The organism is Mucilaginibacter sp. BGA-UO-ETr-C110, assembly GCF_059567985.1.
Genome location: NZ_JCAQPB010000002.1, coordinates 6,043,624 through 6,066,442, shown reverse-complemented (window position 1 = coordinate 6,066,442; position 22,819 = coordinate 6,043,624). Strand labels below are relative to the sequence as shown.

At 44.7% G+C, this 22,819-nt stretch carries 7 protein-coding genes; 2 read left to right on the top strand and 5 right to left on the bottom strand.

Translation table 11 applies throughout. From position 1 onward, the window contains the following. Window positions 1–19 precede the first annotated feature (19 nt). Window positions 20–12,001 (bottom strand): Ig-like domain-containing protein, encoded by an 11,982-nt coding sequence (locus AC57BQ_RS26100; protein WP_496409041.1) that lies wholly within the window; start codon window positions 11,999–12,001, stop codon window positions 20–22. A 356-nt stretch (window positions 12,002–12,357) separates the two neighbouring features. Between AC57BQ_RS26100 and AC57BQ_RS26095 the strand changes: the two genes are divergently transcribed. Next, window positions 12,358–14,925: a hypothetical protein gene (locus AC57BQ_RS26095; protein ID WP_496409040.1), complete on the top strand. Its 2,568-nt coding sequence runs from the start codon at window positions 12,358–12,360 to the stop codon at window positions 14,923–14,925. 20 nt (window positions 14,926–14,945) lie between these two features. Here the strand turns inward: AC57BQ_RS26095 and AC57BQ_RS26090 are convergent, their stop codons facing one another. Both AC57BQ_RS26090 and AC57BQ_RS26085 read right to left on the bottom strand, forming a co-directional pair. Beyond that, window positions 14,946–16,694 carry a PQQ-dependent sugar dehydrogenase gene (locus AC57BQ_RS26090; RefSeq protein ID WP_496409039.1) on the bottom strand — a complete coding sequence of 583 codons (1,749 nt, stop codon included), beginning with the start codon at window positions 16,692–16,694 and terminating at the stop codon, window positions 14,946–14,948. A gap of 110 nt (window positions 16,695–16,804) precedes the next feature. After that, entirely contained in the window at window positions 16,805–17,530 is a 726-nt protein-coding gene (locus tag AC57BQ_RS26085) for a hypothetical protein (protein ID WP_496409038.1), read from the bottom strand. Window positions 17,531–17,691: 161 nt separating this feature from the next. Between AC57BQ_RS26085 and AC57BQ_RS26080 the strand changes: the two genes are divergently transcribed. Next, complete coding sequence (locus AC57BQ_RS26080; protein ID WP_496409037.1) at window positions 17,692–19,008, top strand: amino acid permease; 1,317 nt, start codon at window positions 17,692–17,694, stop codon at window positions 19,006–19,008. A gap of 265 nt (window positions 19,009–19,273) precedes the next feature. On the opposite strand, the gene AC57BQ_RS26075 is transcribed toward AC57BQ_RS26080, so the two are convergent. Both AC57BQ_RS26075 and AC57BQ_RS26070 read right to left on the bottom strand, forming a co-directional pair. Then, window positions 19,274–21,553, bottom strand: coding sequence for a GH92 family glycosyl hydrolase (locus AC57BQ_RS26075; RefSeq protein ID WP_496409036.1), 2,280 nt, complete (start codon window positions 21,551–21,553; stop codon window positions 19,274–19,276). 232 nt (window positions 21,554–21,785) lie between these two features. Then, window positions 21,786–22,805, bottom strand: coding sequence for a hypothetical protein (locus AC57BQ_RS26070; RefSeq protein WP_496409035.1), 1,020 nt, complete (start codon window positions 22,803–22,805; stop codon window positions 21,786–21,788). Window positions 22,806–22,819 lie beyond the last annotated feature (14 nt).

The window sequence follows — 22,819 nt, the reverse complement described above, 5'->3', positions numbered from 1 at the left end:
TACCGCACTTACAAAGGCCTTATCTTAATAGCGTAACTGTACCCTTTTTCTTGATTACCTGACCATCATTCATGGTAGCTTCAACATAATAAACATATACACCTACCGGCTGCTTGGTGCCTTTATAGGTACCATCCCATCCGCTTGCTTTATTAGTTGATTTGAATTGCAACTCACCCCATTGGTCGTATATGGATAATGATAAGGTGTTGATAGTAGTTCCATAAACGTACAGTATGTCGTTATTTCCATCACCGTTAGGAGTAAACGCATTCGGTATAAATAATCCGTTGCCAAAAGGGTTGCTTGTAGTTCCGGTTACGGCAGCAGAGTTAGCGCTTAGCTGACAATCCGTGCTTCCGGTGGCACGTACAATAATGGTAGCCGTTTGCCCAGGTTGTAAGCCGGTTACAGTATGGCTTAAGCCTGCTGCGCCGGTGCTTGGTGCAACAAAGTGCTGTCCGTTATCTAAGCTGACCTGGTAACCAGTGGCTCCTGTAACAGCAGCCCATGTAAAGGTTATGCTTTCTGCAGTAGTTGAGCCTACGGAAACTACCGGCGTAGCCAGCGGAGTAAGCATGGTAACAGTTACTGGTGTTCTGGTGGTTGACACGCAACCGCCTGTAACTTCGGCTTCGGCATAATAAGTAGTGTTTGCAGATAATACCGGTGTAGTAAAGTTAGTACCGGTAAATAGTGCCGCACCACCTGTATTAGCAGCGTACCATTTTATAAGAGCACCTGGTGTAGCGCTTGTAGCTGATATTGTAGTGCTTGTTCCAGGGCATATAGATGTACCCTGAGTACTTGCCTGTGGTGCTATTGGTGCAGATGTTACGGTAACAGTAACGCTTGTACGTGAAGCAGATGGGCAACCTGTAGTATTTACTGCCTCGGCAAAGTAAATAGTATTGGTAGTAAGCGTAGGCGTAATAAAGCTTGTGCCGCTTGCTAATGCAGTACCACCACTTGCTGAGCTATACCAGTTATAAGTAAAGCCTGGTTGCGGGTTATCGATAGTTAATGTTACTGAACCTCCTGCGCAATTATTTACAGAATTACCACCCGCTATTACCGGTGCTCCAGGTGCCGGAACCGCAGTTACCTGCACTGTTGCCAAACCTGAACTTGAGCATGATCCGCTTGCTGCTTCTACATAATAAGTGGCATTAGCGTTAACAGCTCCGAGCGAGAAGCTTGATCCTGTATTTACCAGGTTGGTTCTGCCAGCATCGGTATACCAGTTATAAGTAATACCTGGTTGTGGTGATGCTACAGAAAGCGTTGCCAAACTACCTAAACATACCTGCGGATTCGGAACAGAAACCGTTGGTGTTTGTGGTTGAGGCGTTACTTTCACCGGTGCAGCTATCCTTGTTGAGGCATTACAGCTTTGCGCGTTTGTAGCTTCAACATAATAGGTTACATCGGCAGTTAACACCGGTGTTGTAAAGGTTGAACCTGTATGTACAGAAGTTCCGCCGCTTGCTGATGTATACCAGCTATAAGTTGTGCCAGCTACAGGGTTAGTTATTTTGATAGTAGCTGCACTGTTTTGACAAGTAGTTAAGCTGGTCGCATCAACTGTAGGGTCTGGTGCTTTGGTGTTATCAATATTAATAGTTACCGAAGTGCGTGGTGAACTTGAGGTACAACCTGTGGTAGTACTTACTGCCTCTACATAATAAGTAGTAGCTGCTGTAATCACCGGGGTAGTAAATGTAGCACCTGTAAATATCGGTGTGCCGCCGGTTGCTACATTGTACCATTTAAAGGTTACCCCAGGCGTAGTACTTGCTGCAATCAATACTGCCGAACCGCCTGCACACACAGTTGGTGTTGACGAACCAGCCTGGGTAGTTACTGTTGGCCCGTTAGGCAATGTGTTAACAACCACATCAACTTTAGTACGGGTGGCCGAAGTACAACCTATGCTGTTAGATGCTTCTGCATAATATGAAGTATTAGCTGTTAATACAGGTGTGGTGAAAGTTACCCCACTTGCTAATGCTACACCACCGGTAGCTGAGCTGTACCATTTGTAAGTAAGCAGCACACTCGGATTAGAAATAGCTAATGTAGCAGCGGATCCCGAACAAGTTGGCACCGTGTTACCACCTGCGATTACTGGTGATTGTGGTGCTGGTACAACAGTAATTTGTGCAAAAGCAAAGCTACTGCTGCTGCAACCTGTAGCGTTTACTGCTTCTACATAAACATCGGTAGTTGCAGTTATAGGGCCGGTTAAATATGGGTTACCAGTAAACAGTAAGTGAGTTCTAGTAACATCGGTGTACCATTTATAAGTAATACCAGCCTGTGGTGTTTTGATTGATAATGTAGCAGGGCTGCCTAAACATACCTGTACGTTAGCCAAGGTCAGGTCCGGATCTGATGGAAGCGGAGTAATTGTTACCGTGGCCTGTGCACGTGCTGATGAATTACAGTTACCTGCACTTGCTGCCTCAACATAGTAAGTTGTAGTTGCAGTTAAAGCTGGTGTAATAAATTGTGTCCCGGTAAATAACAACGTTCCGTTAACAGGTGCATCGTACCATCTGTAAACTAACCCTGGTTGCGGGTTAGATATATTGATAGTAGCTGATGATCCTGAACAAGCGGTTAAACCACCTGTTGGTATCTGTATTACAGGTGTTGGAGGTACCGGTAACACTGTAATAGTTGTTTGTGTACGAGTAGTACTGGTACAATTGCTTGTACTTACCGCTTCAACATAGTAAGTAGCACTCGCAGTTAAATTAGTAAGAGCGAATGAGGTACCGGTAAACGCAATTGTAGTACCGGTAGCTGTAGTATACCAGTTATAGGTAATACCTGCAACCGGGTTAGTCACACTTAATGTAAGACTACCGCCGTTACAAACTGAACTTTGCGTAGCGCTCAATGTTGGCGCAATAGGCAAACTGTTTGGTGTAACATTCACCACTGTACGACCACCACCATTCACGCAGCTGGTGGTAGAGTTAGTGGCTTCAATGTAGTAGGTGATACTTTGTGTAATAGCCGGGGTAGTAAATGTAGGTCCGGTATGTGCCAATGTACCGCCGGTAGCTGCAGTATACCAATTATAGGTAACACCCGCCTCTGGCAAAGTTACTGCCAGTGCAGCCGGACTGCCTAAGCAAACTGCCACGTTTGGTGATGCTACACCTGGTTTCGATGGCAGCTGATCAACTTTTATTGCAGCTGGCGTACGCGCCGGGCTGGTACAAGAACCGTTTACGGCCTCAGCATAGTAAGTGATATTTGATACTGGTGTTACGTTAAAGCTTGCACCTGTAAATACTGGTGTTCCACCGGTTAATGATGTATACCAGTTAATAGTAGCCCCGTTAGCATTAGTTACTGTAAGGGTTACTTGCTGACCCGCACAAATCTCAGCAGGGAAGCTGCTCAATACCGGGTTTACCGGTGATGGCGTAACGTTAGCCGTTGCACCTACCCTGTTCGGATTAGGACATAAGGTTGCGGTATGACTGCTCTCTACATAATAAGTAGTAGTTGCCAGTATATTGGTTGGGCTATAGCTTGTACCTGTGTGTAGCAGTGTACCTCCTACTGCCGCACTATACCATCTGTAAGTTACGCCGGCGCGTGGGTTGCTCACTGTAAATGTAGCAGTACCACCCGCGCAAATGTTTTGCGTATTGGTAGCCAGCCTTGGTGCTTCAACCTGTTTGGTCGCGTAATAGATATTAAGCGTAGTTAACAATGTTGCTAAGCCTGAGTTCAGACGAACTTCAACCCTGTCAAATCCTGCTTTTGGCGCGAATTTGATGATGGCTGTTTGCCCGCCAGGCAGGATAGCTATTTTTATTAAGTTACTGCTCAGTGTAATACGGTCGTTATTATATGTAGTGCCGTTGTATGAGGCTAACTGGATAGATCCTAACACATTTATATCGGCCAGACTTGCTGGAACACTTATTTTCAAGGTTACTGTGTCACCCACAAGACCCTGGTCAGCAAATATCAGTTTCTGAGCTACATATGAGCCCAATACGCTGATAGGTAGATGCAACTGGCTGAAGTTGGTAGTATCCTGGTCAACTGAATTATTTTCATCAGTTACACCGCAGGCAATACAAACCAGGCCGCCGTTCACATCAAATGTTTGGGTGGATGCGAAATCGCAACTGGTTGAGAATATCGGATTTACTTTAACAGTAACCGCAGTACGTGTTACGCTGGTACAACCAGAGCTTGTTAACACAGCCTCAACATAGTAAGTAGTGTTTGATGTTAAAGGCGGAGTAGTAAATGAAGCTCCCGTAAATATTGCTGTACCACCGGTTGCTGAGGTATACCATTTAAAGGTAGCACCTGCAGTGGTTGATGTAGCAGTTAAAGTAGCTGTTTGGCCAGATGTGATCTGTCCGCCCGGAGCGTTTGAGGTAACAACCGGAGCAACAGGTGTTGGATTAACAATCACATCTGCTTTGGCCCTTGTTGAGCTGGTGCAACCACCTGCTGCGGCTTCAACATAATATGAAGTGTTGGCAGTTAATGTTGGTGTTGTAAACTGTGCACCTGTAGCTACTGGTGTGCCACCTGTTGGAGTAGTATACCAGCTAAAGGTAACACCTTGCTGGGTTGAAGTAGCCGACAATACAGCTGATGAACCGGAACAGGTTGACACCGGTGTTTGCGATACAATTGGCACCAGTGGTGTAGCCACTACATTAGCAGTTACCTGCGTACGGGTTGAACTACCGCAAGATGCCGCGCTCGAAGCTTCAACATAATAAGTAGTAGTTGTTGTTAATAAACCGGTTGTGAACGGATTACCTGTAAATACTGGTGTGCCTCCCGTTGGAGTGGTATACCAGTTAAAGGTAACGCCTGCAACTGCCTGTGCAGTAAATGTGGCTGGCTGACCAGAACATATAGTTACTGTTGGTATGGCAACAACTGGTTTAGCAGGTGCCGGAGTAACAGTCACTTTAGCCGGTGTGCGTACAGCCTGGGCGCAACCATCAGCGGTGCGGCTGGCTTCGGCATAATAAGTTGTAGTGGCATTCAATACCGGGGTTGTAAATGTAGCACCGGTAAATACTGCTGTACCGCCGCTTGCCGAAGTATACCATCTTACGGTAACATTAGCAGGTACGGTTGCAGTTAAAGTAGCTTGCGATCCCTGGCAAATAGTAACATTTGGCGCGCTGATGGTTGGTGCTGCTACTGATTGATAAGCATCATAAACATTTACTGCTGCCAGCAAGCCTGCAACACCTGAGTTAAAGGTGATCTCTACCCTGTCAAATGTATGGGCTGCTTTAAATTTATATTGGAAACGGCTGGTTCCGTTCAATAAACGAATAACAAGTAATGATCCGTTCACGGTAACACGGTCGCCGTTATAAGTCGAGCCATTGTAGGTTGCTACCTGGATCTGTGAAAGTAAGCCTACATCGGCTAGTGAGCCTGGTATACCCAGATCAACAGTTACACTGTCACCAACAATACCTGTATTGGCAAAACGCAGGGTTTGTTGTGCCGATCCGCCCAGTAAACCTACCGGTACGTGTATTTGTGAGAAAGTCTCGCTGTTGTTATCAACAGAGCCGCCAGGATTGCTCACACCGCACAGTAAACAGATGCCGCTTACTGAATTGGTTTGATCGATCGCCGCGTCGCAAGGAACCGGGTTAGGCCCAATTGCGTTTACATTAATTATACCCGATGCTCTTGAAGCAGATACAGCTCCGGTAGCAGGGATACTTGACTCAGCATAATAAGTAACCTGTCCAAATACGGCAGGGCTTACAAAGTTTGGTCCTGTAAATATGCTGGTACCACCGGTTGGCGTAGTAAACCAGTTAAATACAGCACCTGGTGTAGTTGATGACGCTGTTAAGCTGCCCGAAGTACCCGCGTTAACAGTTTGTGTTGGCGGATTAACGGCCACATCCGGTATAATGATAGGCTGAGTAACAGTCAGGATCACTGGGGTACGTTGCGCGCTTACGCAACCTGAAGCCAGTGAGCTTTCAGCATAATAAGTTGTAGTAGCGGTTAAAGGTGGGGTAATAAATACCGATCCTGTAAACACTGGTGTTCCGCCGGTTGCTGTAGTATACCATTTGAAGATAGCACCTGCAGTAGTTGAACTGGCGGTCAGCGTAGCTGAGCTTCCTGTTGTGACCTGACCACCGGCCGGGCTTACTGCTACTGTTGGAGCAACTGGTAAAGGACTAACTACCGCGTCTGCTTTGGTACGGGCCGGACTAACACAACCATTTGCTGATGCTTCTACATAATAAGATGTATTGGCAGTAAGTGTTGGGGTTGTAAACTGTGCACCTGTAAATATTGGTGTACCGCCTGTTGCTGCTGCATACCAGTTATATACCACACCTGCTTGTGTAGGTGAAACGGTTAACACTGCAGATGAACCTGAACACACTTGTACAGACGCTTGTGCCAGAACCGGGTTAACCGGTGCAGGGGTAACATTGGCAGTTGCAGCTACCCTGTTTGGGTTAGCACAGCTGCTGGATACGCGGCTGCTTTCTACGTAATAAGTTGTTGTGGCGTTTAATGCCGCAGTTGTAAATGTTGAACCGGTATGTACCGAAGTGCCGCCAGTTGCTGAAGTGTACCATTTGTACTGTACACCTGCACGTGCGTTGTTCACGGTAAAGGTAGCCGTACTGCCTGAGCAGATACTTACAGCATTCGCGGCAAGTCTTGGCGCTTCTACCTGCTTGGTAGCATAGTAAATATTCAGTGTATTAAATACTGATGCTAAAGCACCGTTATACCTGATCTCGACCCTGTCAAATGCCGTTTGCGGAGCAAACTTCACTAAGGCGGTCTGGTTACCGTTCAGCAATGTAATTTTCAGCAGGTTGCTGCTTAAAGTAACGCGGTCATTATTATAAGTGTTTCCGTTATAGGAAGCTATTTGTAATTGGTTCAATACACCCACGGTAGCTAAGCTCGCAGGAACTGCTATTTTAACAGTTACGGTATCACCCACAGCACCTGCATCGCTGAATATTAATTTCTGCGATACGTTTGATCCAACCAAACCGATTGGAACGCTCAACTGGCTAAAGTTGGTGGTATCCTGGTCAACTGAATTATTAGGATTGTTCACTGCACAACCAACGCAAAGCAGGCCGCCGTTTACATCAAATGTTTGTGTTGACGCGAAATCGCAACTGGTTGAGAATATAGGGTTAACTATAATAGTTACCGAAGTACGAGTTGCACTTGTACAACCCGCAGCAGTACTTGCCTCCACATAATAGGAGGTATTTGAAGTTAAAGGCGGAGTAGTTAATGAAGTACCTGTAAATATAGAGGTACCGCCTGTTGCAGAAAGGTACCATTTATAGGTGATGCCCACTGTAGGCGATGTGACTGATAAAGTAACGGCCTGGCCCGATGTCACCTGTCCAGGGGCAGTGATATTAGGCGCAACGGGTGTCGGATTAACCGACACATCCGCTTTTGCCCTTGTTGAGCTGGTGCAGCCCCCTGTTGACGCAGCTTCAACGTAATATGATGTACTGGCAGTTAATGCCGGGGTAGTAAATTGAGCGCCCGAAGCTACTGGTGTGCCTCCGGTAGCGGTAGTGTACCAGTTAAAGGTAACACCAGCCTGGGTTGATGAAGCAGCTAATACAGCTGATGAGCCAGAGCATATTTGAACCGGTGTAACTACGTTTGGTACTGTAGGCGTTGTAATTACATTAGCCGTTACCTGGGTACGGGCAGAACTTCCGCATGAACCTGCATTAGCCTGAACGTAGTAGGAAGTATTAGCAGTTAACGCCGGGCTGGTAAATTGTGGGCCGGTAAATAATGGAGTGCCACCGGTTGCAGTAGCATACCAGGTAAAGGTAACGCCATTAACAGCTTGTACTGTGAATATGGCCGGTTGACCAGAACATACAGCTACCGTTGTAGCGTTAGCCACCGGAGCGGCTGGTGCCGGAACAATGGTTACAGTTGCCGGTGTGCGTTTAGCTTGAGCGCAACCATCAACAGTACGGCTGGCCTCGGCATAATAAGTGGTAGTCGTATTGAGTACAGGCGTAATAAAGTTTGCACCTGTAAATACAGGTGTGCCACCTGAAGCGGCAGTATACCATTTGATAGTTACGTTGGCCGGTACGTTGTTGGCGGTCAGCGTAGCGGTTGTACCCTGACAAGTGCTTACGTTAGCAGTGCCAATAGTAGGTGTAGCTACCGACTGGTAAGCGTCATAAACATTTACGGTATTCAGTAAGCCGGCTAAACCTGAGTTAAACTGGACTTCAACCCGGTCAAATGCGGCACCAGCTTTAAAGGCTACCCTGAAACGGCTTGTGCCGTTCAATAAAGTAACATTTAATAAAGATCCGTTTACGGTAAAGAAGTCGTTATTGAAAGTGCCTCCATTATAAGTACCTATCTGAATTTGTGATAACACACCTACGTCGGCCAGTGAACCAGGGATACCCAATTCAACAATAACGCTATCACCCACAATACCTGCATGGGCAAATTGCAATGTTTGCTGTCCCGAAGCGCCTAATAAACCTATTGGTACGTGTATTTGTGAGAATGTATTACGATCGTTATCAATTGCTCCACCAGCGTTGGTGATACCGCACAATAAACATAAACCATTAACAGAATTGGTTTGTGCTGTGGCGGCGGCGCAGGCTACCGGGTCAGTACCAACAGGGATAATGTTAACTACTGCTGGTGCACGGGTGGCTGATTTTGCGCCGGTTGCTGTTACTACAGCTTCGGCATAATAAGTAGTATTGGCAAATACAGGCGGAGTTACAAAAGTTGCTCCTGTAAATATCGGGGTACCACCGGTTGGTGTAGTGTACCAGTTAAATACAGTTCCGGGAGTGGTTGAACTCGCGGTTATGGTACCGGTTGTTCCTATGTTAACTGATTGTGTTGGCGGATTAACGCTTACATCAGGTATTACTATTGGAGTAACGGTTACAGGTACAGCAGTTCTGTCTGGTGATACGCAACTACCTAATGAAGCTTCGGCGTAGTATGTAGTATTAGCATTCAATACCGGGGTAGTGAAAGTGCTGCCTGTAAATACTGGTGTGCCACCGGTTGCAGAAGTATACCATTTTATAGTGGCTCCGTTTACAACAGTAGCTTTGAAAGTAGCTGTTTGTCCGGCCAGTATCGTAGCGCTCGAAGGCGTTACAACTGGTTTCACCGGTGCATCGTCCACTATTACCTGTACCGGGGCCCGTGTTGGGCTTACGCAACTTCCGCTACGGCTGTATTCAACATAATAAGTTGTATTTGCGGTTAAAGCAGGAGTAGTATAAGATGTTCCGGTATGAACAGCAGCACCACCAGTTGGCGTAGTAAACCAGCTAAAAGTTCCGTTAGCAGGTGTTGGTGATGTAATAGTCAGCGTAGCCGGGCTGCCTTTGCAAATTTCAGGGGCGGCCGGATTAAATTTCGGTGTTGGATATTGCTGTACCGCGTAGTAGATCTGTAATGAGGTAAGCAAGGTAGCAACACCCGAATTAAGGGTTACTACTATACGGTCATAATTCCCAACAGCGGGTATATATGCTGCATACTTACCGGTTCCACTTAGCAACCTTAAAGTCAGCAATGAATTATTAAGCGGATAGCTGCCTACCAATGTTCCTCCATTGTAAACAGCAACAGTTATTCCGCCAAGCAAACTTACATCGGCTAAACCGCCTGGTGTTTGTAAAGCAAGCTTAATGGTATCGCCTGCAAAACCGGGGTTAGGGAATATCAAGGTTTGTGAAGCCGATCCGCCTAAAAGTCCAACAGGTACAGTTATGGTTGATGCCGTAGTTGTGTCGGCATCAGCTGCAAGGACATCGTTATTAATAGAACATAATAAACACAAACCATTAATGGCCGAGCTTTGCTGATTAGCAAATGTACAAGGCGAATTATTATTGATGGTTACCGTAATGGTTATCGGTGTACGTGTAGCCGATTCGCAACCAGTAGCGTTAACAGCAGCTACATAATAAGTAGTAGTACTGAAAAGTGCTGGTGTTATGAACGGATTGCCTGTAAAAACAGGTGTAGCCGCCGCTGCCGAAGAATACCATTTATAAGTAATACCTGTTTGCGCGTTACTTACATTGATGGTAGCTGTTTGGCCTGCTACTATGGTTGAGTTATTTACTGTCAGCGTAGGAGCTGCTGGTTTAGGTGTTACAGTTACATTGGCAGCAGCACGGGTACCGCTTGCACAACCGGCAGCGTTAACCGCTTCAACATAATAAATAGTGTTGGCAGTTAAAGCAGGGCTTGTAAAGTTAGTTCCGGTAAACAATGGCGTACCACCTGTTGCGGCAGCATACCAGTTGTAAGTTTGTCCGGCTACAGGCGAAGCAATGGCCAGTACTGCTACATCACCATCGCAAATAGTTACGTTTGGTGTAGTCACTGTCGGTGCTGCAGGTAACGGGCTTATAGTAGCCGTTACTTTAGTACGTGTAGTACTTACGCAGGTACCCCCGCTTACTGCTTCGGCATAATAACTTGTAGTAGCGCTTAAAGCAGGACTGGTAAAAGTATTTCCTGTAAACAATGACGTTCCACCGGTTGCCGCTGCATACCAGTTAACAGTAACACCTGTTACGGGTGTAGCCGCAAATACTGCAGTTGAGTTAGGACATACGGTAATATTAGCATTGGCGACAACGGGTGCTACCGGAATTTGATTAACATTAATAGTTACCGGAGCACGGGCAGATGCCGTAGCACAACCCGGTCGGGTTGCCGATACATAATAAGTAATATTGTTAGTTAAAGCTGGTGTAGTAAAACTTGCACCTGTAAATGTTGGGATGCCGCCTGTTGGCTGGGTATACCAGCTAAAAGTTGTACCAGCTAAGTTGGCAGTAGCGTTTAAGGTAACTGTACTGCCGGCGCATAATTGTGCCGTGGTTACCGCCACATTATTAACTGTTATTATCGGCTGCGGTATCAGTATCTCGGCCTCATTAAGATCAAGGGTTGATAGCACGCTGGCTATCCCACCCAGCCTGAGCTGAACACGATCAAATACCTTCGTTGGCACGAAGGTAATCGTTAACCTTTGCCTGTTATTTGACAAATCAAGCAAACGCAAACGTAGTAATGATCCATTTAAAACCTGTGTATCATTATTATCGGTATTACCATTAAAAGTTGATACGAATGTACCGGAAAGAAGGCCTACATCAAGCAATGCCTTAGGTAAAGTTAAGGTAAGCCTTACAGAATCGCCAATAGTTGATGCTGATTGGAAAATGAGTGTTTGTTGTGCAAATGCCCCTAACGCACCAACACCCGCGTTAAGGGTGGATGCTGTATTTGGGTTACCGTCAATAGCGTTTTGAGGATTTGCTACTCCTCCTACGTTTACCCCCAGGCCAAGCAATGCTGATGATATACCATGTAATTCGTCATAAGTCGTATTACAAATAGGCGGACCAGGAGTAGTGTAAAACGCGTCATACAGGTATATACTGCTTAATGCCCCTAACAAGCCACCGCTAAGTGTTACCCTTACCCTGTCATAAGCTTGTGTTGGAGCGTAAATCAGCTCCAATTGATTATTATTACTGGCAACGCTTGCCAAAGTAGGGGCGGTAACAGGAGTACCTGCCACGTTCCCATTATACGGAGTAATAGTAACCCCTCCAAGAAGTGTTACATCAAGCAAGTTATCGCCGGTTCCGAGTTTAATGGTCAGTTGTGTATTAGCCGGAACTGTACCTGGAAAAATAAGTTCCTGGTAAGTTGATGCTAAAAGTCCAACTGGTACGTTTAAAGTGGAGAAAGTTTGCAGATTCGCATCAATGGCATTGCCTTGATTGTTAACCACGCAGCCCAAGCAAAGCAAACCAGTAGCACCGCTTTGCTGAGTTGTCGCAAAATGGCGTTGTCCGAATATTTGGCTTGTGGCACACAATAGCAGGCATAAAACTATTATGTACCTGCTATAAAAGGTAAAGGTTCTCATGCAAATGAAGTTAAGGTAGGTGCAAATAGTTACACCTTTCAAAACTACATAGCTGTTGAGGATAATTATTAATACATCTTATTCACTTATTCAGGCCGATTCAATTCCCATTCACGGTTCAATTTATTGTTCATTTTGTTCATTAAATATTATTTTAAAACCTACAGCTCTACATTTCTCGTAAACACAGTAAATTTTGTTAAAAGCCCAATATTGGGGTAAAATACTACTGCAACATTATTTGATATTACCCCCGTATAATAATAGCAGTAACATTAATTGTGTAAATAACAACAACCTATTCAGATTAATTGCGTAATATAAATACAAACCTATTAACCTAATTGCTTGAGCCTATGATATCCTTTTCACCAATTCAGTTTGAAACGTTGAAATCCCGAGTACTCGCTAATGCTAATATCAGAAGCATTACCCCGGGTGATTGCAAGGCGCTTGCATTTCAAATATATTCAAAAACGAAATTAACCGTAAGCGAAACTACTTTGAAACGGGTTTATGGTTTTGCATACAGTAAATTCAAACCATCTTTATTCACCATTGATGTTTTAGCAAAATTTTGTGACTACGAAGGCTGGGATGATTTTTGCGAACGTGAAAGTGTACCTTCTGAAAGATCGCAAAACGAACATGTTGACTGGAAAACTCTAAGTCAAAATGCGGCCAAGATCACTCATTTTACACTTCAGGCTTTAAAAAATCGCTCCGGCATCCCTTTTGGCCAAACTATCCGCCGCAAATTTATCGACGATCATTTTGATGAATTTTTAAGAGGTGATTACACAGCAACTGTATTTGCCGCCCCTTCCGGCTACGGCAAAACCATCGGACTTTGCCATTGGATAGATGAAAAATTAGAATCAGACAGTAACGATATCATCCTGTTTTTTAGCAGCAGCGCTTTAATGAACGTTTTTTTAAGCGGCCGCGACCTGAACGACTGGCTGCTGGCCCTATTGGGCTACTCGCATGAGGAAGATATTGAAGCACTATTTGATATCAATAAGCGTAACGATGGTAAGTTTTACCTGGTTATTGATGGTTTTGATGAACACATGTTCAAAAACGATCAGTTTGAACTGGTGCTTACCCAGTTAATGGATATTTTTTCTTTCTATCAATCGCACGAGTGGTTTAAGCTGGTTTTAACCATGCGGTCGGCTAACTGGATCAATAATAAACACAATATGGAGTTTGGTCTTAAAAACTGGTTCACCGGTTTTATAACAGATCATGACCTTACCACTAATGTGCCGCTGTTTAATATTCAGGAGATCAAAGAACTGAGCCGCAAAATAAACCCCGATGTTCAGAACCTTATCGCCATTGATGTGGCCAATAATTTCAATCATCCATTATATTTTCAATTCTATTACAAACAGAACAAGAACAATTTTTCGCTCAACAACATTGATCACATCTGTATATACGAGCTCATTTCCATATTCATACTCAACAAGGTTTACCTGGGCCATTACGCAACCGAAAAGATCCTACTATTGAAGGGCTTGGTTGATGAAATGGACTTTCAGGCTGGTGTATATGAGCTGGATAAGTTTAAATGCAACGATCTGCTTAAACAATACAGCCATGCTTATAATGAATTGCTAAGCATTGGTTTTTTACGCGAAATAAACTCCAGCAACGATTTTCAGTTTAAAACTATGGTTCAGTTCGGGAACAATAATTTCCTGGAGTTTACCATAGCCCGCAAGCTCCTTTTAGATAACAATCAACGTTTTGACCTGCAGCTGATCAAACTGATCAACAATGCATTTAATAACAGCGAGCATAAATTACCGGTTATCAAATGGTGTGTGATACATGCCGTTAAAAACGGGCAGCAGGAAAGCTTTGAGCTTTTAGCGCAAACTAATCTTAATCCTAAAGAAAAATCGGAGCTGATCATTTTTTTAGGCGATTTACTCCAGCGAGTCTGCTTTGGGTCGACGAACGCTGAAGCTACTGCCAACTATTTTAAGCAGGATTGCAGCGACGGGCTTTTTTATTACTTTTTTGGACTGGAACTGGTAAATACCGATTATAAAAAAGCACTGCAAACTTTATTGAAGTTTGAGCTTTCTGACCATAAAAAGGTACTTACTTACACAGCTTTAGCTACTATAGCCATACTTCAGCTGGATTTGAAGCAACTGGAAGATTACCTGGCGAAATTAAAAAGTTTCCCGCAGCATGATTTCCATCAATTCGCGATCAACCCGCTGCATTGTCTGAATGCTATTTATCAGTACCTGAAATATGGCATGATCAGGAAGGACTTTTTTGCCGAGATCACCCGCTTCTATTTTAATCCGCCAAAACAAAGCGAAACCATACATAACAGAAAGGCGAATGATCTTATTTTCCTGCTATCGGCTTACTCTACTTTTATCTGTCAGAAACCTTACAAGACATTAAGGTTTGTTAACGCACTTCATACAATAGATAAAACCAGTGCCGAAACATCATTCTCTTATAATTTCTTTTTAAAGATAGCCGAGTGCGATGCTTATTTTTTACTGGATAGCCAAACCGATCTGCTGAAAAACAACGATGAAATTTCAGCCTCCTATAAACAGGAAGAGTATTTATTTACTCCTTTTATGAAGTCGTTGTTTTATGGGCTTAAAATAAAAAGCGCTATTTCAAATAATGATTATTCAACTATCAACGGTTATTTGAATTGTTTAAACCAGGTGTCAGATGAGTCGGGAAATAAATTGTCAAAGCTGTTCATATATGCCAGCATCTTAAACAATGAGGCATTGTTGAACCTTGATCCGCAGTTGTACAAACAGGTATCTTACAACCATACCCGTTTATTACGCGAATGTGGTTTAAGCATCGATGTTTTTATAAAGCCCAAAAACGAAGTGCTGGCATTAAAAGTAAAGGTTAACAACTAAACCCATCGTATTTGAAGCAATCATTTTACTTTTAAACTTGCACGTACTTTTTTTACTTCTAACGCAGTGACCAAACTGCTATTGTTCCCAAAATTGTTGCGGATATAGGTCAGCACCTGGGCGATCTGATCATCGCTCAGAAAGTTATGCTTGGGCATTACACTATTATAAGGTACATTTTTAACTTTCACGGGGCCTTCCAACCCATTAAGCAGTACCCGGATAGCCGTTTCCTTTTCCATGTATTTACCCCCGGTAACCCATTCAGATCCACCAAGTGGCGGAAAAAGATTACCATCGCCCTTACCGTTTTTCTGGTGGCAATTGGTGCAATAGGTAGCGTACAGCTTAGCTCCGCCGGTTAACATCCCGCTCATCAAATTATTACGCGTTATGTCGGGGGTTTTAAAGCTTGGTAGCTTTTTCCGCAATTCCATTTTTGCCAGTTGGGCCGTTGTGAATTTGGCTTTATCGCCCTGGTAAAATATACGCCATACCCTACCCTTCTCGGTATCGCTTATATATAAGGAACCATCGGGCCCCTGCGATATTCCCATCGGCCGGTAAACGGCATCACTCACGCTTGCTATGGTAGTGCGCCCGGCAAATCCATCGGCAAAAATCTCCCATGAACCAGTCGGCTTCCCTCCTTTAAAAGGCACAAACCCAATAAAGAAACCAGCCTGCGGATAAGGCGACCTGTTGGTAGAACCATGAAACGCGACAAACGCTCCGTTTTTATACCTTGCCGGGAACTGGTTACGGGTATAAAACAGCAGGTCATTTGGCGCCCAGTGCGCCGCGAAAGCCATAATAGGCTGGGCATATTTGGCGCCATCGCCCGCTTTTTTACCATCACCGCCATATTCCGGGTTTAAGAGTTTCTTCTTTTTAATAGGATCGTAATAATAATATGGCCAGCCGACATCTGTACCTTCCTTAATTTTCAAAAACTCTTCGGCAGGTAGCACCGCGCTTTGCCAGGGGGTAAACAGTTTAGGGAACTGCAAGCGCAGGTCATCACGCCCATGCGCTACTACGTATAAACAGTTGTCGGCAGTATTCCAGTCCATAGCCACTACGCTGCGCAGTCCTGTAGCATAGCGCATGCCATCGGTTTGCTGCTGATTAAGTTTATCCTCATCAAACTGCCAGATACCACCGTACTCTTTCAGCAGGGGGCAGCCTTCAATACCCATAGATCCGGGCACGCGATTTTGCTCCTGGCAGGCATTGGAGGGCGCACCAAAAGCCACATACATATGTCCTTTGTTATCAAAAGCAAGCGGTTTGGCATCATGCTCCTGCGGGGGATGTATATCATGCACAATCAGTTCCGGCTTACCATCTGGAACGAATGTATTGGGATTGAGTTTCATCCGATATACATTGATCTCTGAGCTAAAATAAAGATAACCCTTATGTACACGCATAGCTGTGCCATAGCTCCCCTTATCCTCATAATCCGCGAATTTTTTGATGATATCGGCTTTTCCATCGTGGTTGGTATCCCGCATGGCTACGTTGCCACCTATAGAATCAGGAAAGCGGAGCTTCACATATACATCGCCATTATCATTAACAGCCAGATGGCGGGCACGCCCGGCCAGGCTATCCACTACCACAACAGCTTTAAAATGGCCGGGTAAAAACAAGCCGCCGTTGTTTTTGTCGGCAACGGGTAAAGTGTCCTTATTCCCGGTAATGGTAAAACTGATGATAAAAAACGCGGCAATAGCCGTCAAAAATAAAATGGCGCGGTTTTTCATTAGATAAGTCGAAAGGTTGATGTACCAGCTACAACGAATTTTACCCTATAAATGTTTAACTAATGAGGTGTTTTTTGCTGATGCGAGATAAAATAGCAGAGATGTAAACGTTACAACTGATGAGGTGTTTTTTTATCAGCGCTTTTCTTTTTATAATCCTCATAACTATTTCTGATATAAATAATGAGGTCATAATCGCTCATGGCATTTAACTGTTGTAAGGTAGGTGCATAATCAACCCTGAAATCATCCATTTCATTAACCTTAAGAGGCACAACACTTTTTATCAATGAATCATTAAAGCGCCTGGTAATTTCGTAAGCGGTTAGTTCCCGTTTGGCAAAGCGGTTAAACCGCCGGGCCTGCTTAACCTCGCTCTTAAAGTTTTCATATATAAAGGTCATAGGTTTTAAAAACAGGTAATAATAATGTGGTGTGCCGGTATAAAAAACGCTCTTCTTCCGGTATCCCTTCTGTGTTTCGCGGAGTTCTTTGATAAGAGAGTTCTCTCTGATCACCACCTCTGCTAATTCAATAATAGGCTGCAGGTATATGAGTTTATCAGCAAAATCGCTTACAACCAATTCCCCGGTTAAGTAATTAGGGCTTGAAAACTGCAAAGTATCACCCTGTAAAGCCACAATACTAAATACGCCTTCTGTATTTGACCTGACGGTGATATGGCTGCGCTTATTTAAAACCTGCACATCCGCTAATCTGGCAGCATTGCCACTCTTAAGCACCAAGCCCTGCTGCACTTTAGCCACCTGTCCGTTAACCGTAGTCAGTGGTATTAGATAAATAATAAAAAGCAATATCAGGATCTTAGGATTCATAGGCAACATAAAATTAGCGCAAGTGCCTGATAATTAATTCAGTTTTAACTTATTTTAACATCTACATGTATTGATCGTACTTATTCTGATCCATCTATCCATTTTTGAAGAATAGCGCAAATAAATATCCTATCTTATCTTCGCAAAAATTATTGACAGCTATGCCTGCATCATCCTCCGAAAAAAATAAATTGGGTTTATGGACCAGCACCTCCCTGGTGGTTGGTAATATGATAGGCGCAGGCGTATTTTTAATGCCGGCGGCAATGGCCTCCTATGGCAGTATCGGTTTACTGGGCTGGGTATTTTCGGCGGTGGGCTCCTACTTTTTGGCCAAAGTTTTCAGTAACCTGAGCAAGCTACTGCCTCATGCCACGGGTGGCCCTTATGCTTATACCCGCAACGGCCTGGGCGATTTTGCCGGGTTTCTGGTGGCCTGGGGTTATTACCTGGCTGTAGCTTGCGCCAACGCGGCCATCACCATATCCTTTGTAAGCGCCTTGAGCACCTTTTTCCCGGTGCTGGCCTCCAACGCTGTTACGGCCATAGTTACCGGTTTATGCACTATATGGCTGCTTACTTATATTAATACCCGTGGCGTGGTTACCGGTGGCAAGGTTCAGCTGGTTACTACTATATTAAAGGTAACTCCGTTGATACTGGTGGCTATCGGCGGCTTATTTTTTATACAGATCAAAAACTTTTCGCCTTTTAATGGTAGTGGCACTACTATATATGGTGCTTTAACCGCCACAGCCACCATGACCATGTTCGCCTTCATCGGTATTGAAAGCGCTACGGTACCGGCCGGCAGTGTGGCCAATCCCGAAAAAACCATTCCCCGGGCTACTTTGCTGGGTTTACTGATCGCGACATTGGTTTATATATTAAGCAGTTTTAGCGTGATCGGGATAATCCCGGCGGAGGCTTTAAAACACTCGGTTACGCCTTTTGCCGATGCGGCCACAGTGATATATGGCAGCAATGCCCGTTACTGGGTGAGCGCGGGTATAGCCATTGCCGCCTTTGGCTCGCTCAACGGTTGGACATTGTTACAAGGCCAAATGCCTTTTGCCATTGCCAGCGACAAACTATTCCCGGCCGCTTTTGCCCGCAAAAATAAAAAGGGTGTGCCTTATGTGGGTATCCTGGTGAGCAGCGTAATGGTATCGCTTTTCATGAGCATGAATTATACCAAGGGATTGGTAGAGCAATTTCGTTTTTTACTTTTGCTATCCTTATTATCTATATTGATCCCTTACCTGCTTTCGGCTGCTTCATACTTGATTATCCGCGTAAAGCAAAAACAGGTTGATGGCTTAACCGGTGCGGTGATACTGGCTATTTTAGCTTTTGGCTACGCGTTATGGACTATTGCCGGTACCGGTAAAGAAGCCGTTTACTATGGCTTTTTACTGCTGATGGGCGGCATACCCTTTTACGTATGGCTGGCTTATAAAAAGAATAGCGGTGATTGAGTGGGCGGTTTGCGGTGGGCAGTTGGCATTATTGAACTCTTACTTATAAACACATGTCATTGCGAGGAGGAACGACGAAGCAATCTCGTCGTATACATAAACGCGAGGAGATTATTAATGCTATTAATTATTTTTTAAGGTATTAATGAGCTCCCGTTGGTCGGTTGTCCACGCTGCGCTCGCAATGACATGTATGGGTTGAATTACTTTTGAGGTAAGACTTAGGAAGTTTTGAAAACTTCCTAAGTCTACGTTCTCCCCTCCCCTACTTCTCGTTCGACATGGAGTAAGGTACATCGGTAGCTTTAATACCGCGTTGTTTGTTTGGCGTGGCCGACATATCAAAGTTCAGCTCGGCTCCGCTTAACAAGGCTTTATGGCTAAGCCAGGTAAAGTCGTAAGGTTTGCCATTCACGGTTAAGCTGTTCACATATTTATTATCGGCATTGTTTTTTGGTGCGTTGATGGTGATGGTTTTGCCATTCTCCAGTTTCACGGTCAACTTTTTAAACAATGGGGCACCCAATACATACTGATCGCTGGCTGGCGTTACCGGGTAAAAGCCCATCGCCGAAAACACATACCAGGCTGATGTTTGTCCGTTATCTTCATCACCGCAGTAGCCATCTGGTGTAGCTTTGTACAACTTATTCATAGTTTCGCGTGCCCAGTATTGCGTTTTCCAGGGTTCGCCGGCATAATTGTACAGGTATATCATGTGCTGGATAGGCTGGTTGCCGTGCGCGTACTGGCCCATGGCGGCTATCTGCATTTCACGGATCTCATGGATCACGGTACCGTAATAGCTATCATCAAAAACAGGCGGCAGCGTAAATACAGAATCCAGCTTGGCCACAAACTGCTGTTTACCCCCGACCAGGTTGATCAACCCCTGTATATCATGAAACACACCCCAGGTATAATGCCAGCTATTGCCCTCGGTAAAGGCATCGCCCCACTTAAAGGGATTGAATGGCGTTTCAAAAGAGCCATCTTTATTTTTGCCGCGCATCAGTTTGGTGGAAGGATCGAACAGGTTGCGGTAGTTTTGGCTGCGTTTTTTGTAAATATCCGTTTCCGAAGCTGGTTTGCCCAGGGCTTTACCCAGCTTGTATATAGCAAAATCATCATAAGCATATTCCAGTGTACGGGCAGCGTTCTCGTTGATCTTTACATCATAAGGTACATAGCCCAGGGTATTATAATACTCTACCCCCCTGCGGCCGGTAGCATTCGGGCCTTCATTATTGGCGCCATGTTTTAATGCTTCGTAAAGCGAGTTAATATCGTATCCGCGCAGGCCTTTTAAATAAGCTTCGGCCACTACCGATGCGGAGTTATTACCGATCATACAATCGGCATAACCCGGACTCGACCACTCGGGCAGCCAGCCGCCTTCTTTATAGGAATTCACCAGGCCTTCCTGCATTTCTTTATTCATCGACGGATAAACCAGGTTGAGGAATGGGTACAGCGCCCTGAAAGTATCCCAGAAACCGGTACCCGCGAAATAATATCCCGACAATATTTTACCATTTATCGGGCTGTAGTGCACGGTTTGTCCTTTAGCGTCAACTTCATACATCCGGTTAGGGAAGAAAAGCATGCGGTAAAGACTAGAGTAAAAAGTACGGGTTTGATCAATTGTACCACCTTCGGGTGTTAAATGACTTAATGTTTTGTTCCATACATCTTTTCCTTTTTGGCAGGTAACATCAAAACTATCGGTACCCAATTCGCGCTTCAGGTTAAGTTCGGCCTGTTCTGTGCTGATATAAGATGATGCTACGCGAAGATGCACCTGTTCGCCTTTTTTGGTTTTAAAGCTGATAACCGCGCCTGCGTGATCGCCGGTATATTCCAGCGAGCCATCTTTTTGCCAGTTATGCCAGGTGGAAGCCAGCTCAAAAGGTTTATCTATATAAATAACAAAGTAGTTTTTAAAATTGGCAGGCACGGCACCACTGTTTTTGGTGCTGTAGCCGATGATCTTTTGCTCTCCGGGAATAATTTTCACGTATGATCCTTTATCAAAAGCATCGATCACAATATGTGAGCTGTCGCTTTTGGGGAAAGTGAACCGGAAACTGGCTGCACGTTCTGTGGGTGTAAGCTCGGTAGTTACGTCATAGTCGGCCAGGTATACACTATAATAATAAGGTTTGGCGATTTCAGCTTTATGCGAAAACCAGCTGGCTCGTTGCGCCTCGTTCAGTTTAAGTTTGCCTGTTTCCGGGAATATGGAAAACATGCCATAATCATTCATCCAGGGTGATGGCTGATGGGTTTGTTTAAAGCCCCGTATTTTATCGGCATCATAAGTATATTGCCAGCCGTCGCCCATTTTACCGGATTGCGGCGTCCAGAAGTTCATGCCCCAGGGCAGCGCGATAGACGGATAAGTGTTTCCGTTTGAAAGCGAGGGTTTGGATTCCGTCCCCATTAAAGGGTTAATATAATCAACAGGAGTAACAGGCGGGGTGGTTTGCTGCGCAATAGCTGCTACTGGTAAAAGGGCAAACGCCAATAAGAATATTTTTTTCATTATTAATTTTTAGATGGGCTTATATCAACATCGCTAAATCGATTAATCAGGCCATGCAATATACGGGCAGAATTCAATATTTTATAGTTGTACAGTGATATTTTTTGATAAAGTTGGGTGGATTATGTGTAACAATATACTATGTGTTTATGCGAATAAAATATGAATACACAGCGCTCGCTAAGTTGGGCGCTGTGTAAAATGGTATCATAACTATTAAAAAATCACCGGCTTACAGCTTTTTATAATAGATCAACTCTCCGGCTTCGCCATTTGCAGATAACTGCGAAGGGATAAACTGGGTGATTACCAGCGCGGCTTGCCCACCAACAGTTAAAGCAGTAATAGTTGGGTTAGCGAATGCCTGGCTACCACCATCGGTGTGAATGTTCAGCTTATCGGCATTGCCGGTTTGGTAATCATACAGGTAGCAGCGCCAGGTACCAAAATCGCCCTTGGTGCCTTGTCCTTCGATCAAACCAAAATTAAAATTCTGAAATTTCAGGTAGCCGTCACGGTCGCCAATATTACCCTGCACGCCCCAGTACAAAATGGCATTATCAATTTGAGGCTGGGCACTGGCGCTCCATGATGTCCAGGTGGTGGTACCTCGGGCCTGGCGGTCAACATCACAATTGGACCAGTAATGGAAACCCACATCAACAGAAGTGCTGCTGGCCGAGTAAATGTTAGGTGTACCCTCCGCACAGGTTGATAAAGTATGCGGGGCTTCAAATGATTTGGCTACGGCACCGTTCTGCAGGTCGGTCCAGCTGTTAAAATAGCTGAATTTTAAGTGGTTGTTGGGTTCCTGTTCCCAAACCATTACAAAACCACCAGTTGAAGTAGCGGCAATAGTAGGCTGCGACGCGCCTCCGGTATTACTGCCTGCCAGTTCACGGATCCAGGTCCAGTGCAGCAGATCTGTTGATGATGCCACATTGGTTTTAAACGTCCCGTTGATCATGGTATGATACACCCCAATATAACCACCCGATGGGTTGGCAATGATCTTGAGGCAATCCATGGTTTTGCCGGTATTGTCTTTGGCATTGTAAATTTTACCATCGGCGGTGGTTACATTTTCAACAATACTACGCAGGGCGGCCCGCGGCGCATCAGATGGCGGCGCGGCGGTTACTTTTTGTACGCTGTCTTTCTGTTGGTTGGCCGCAGTATTGTTGTTCTTTTGGCAAGACGCAAATACCAGCAGGATAAGCATGCTTTTGATCATCATCATGTTCTTCTTCATAGGTGTGTAATTGA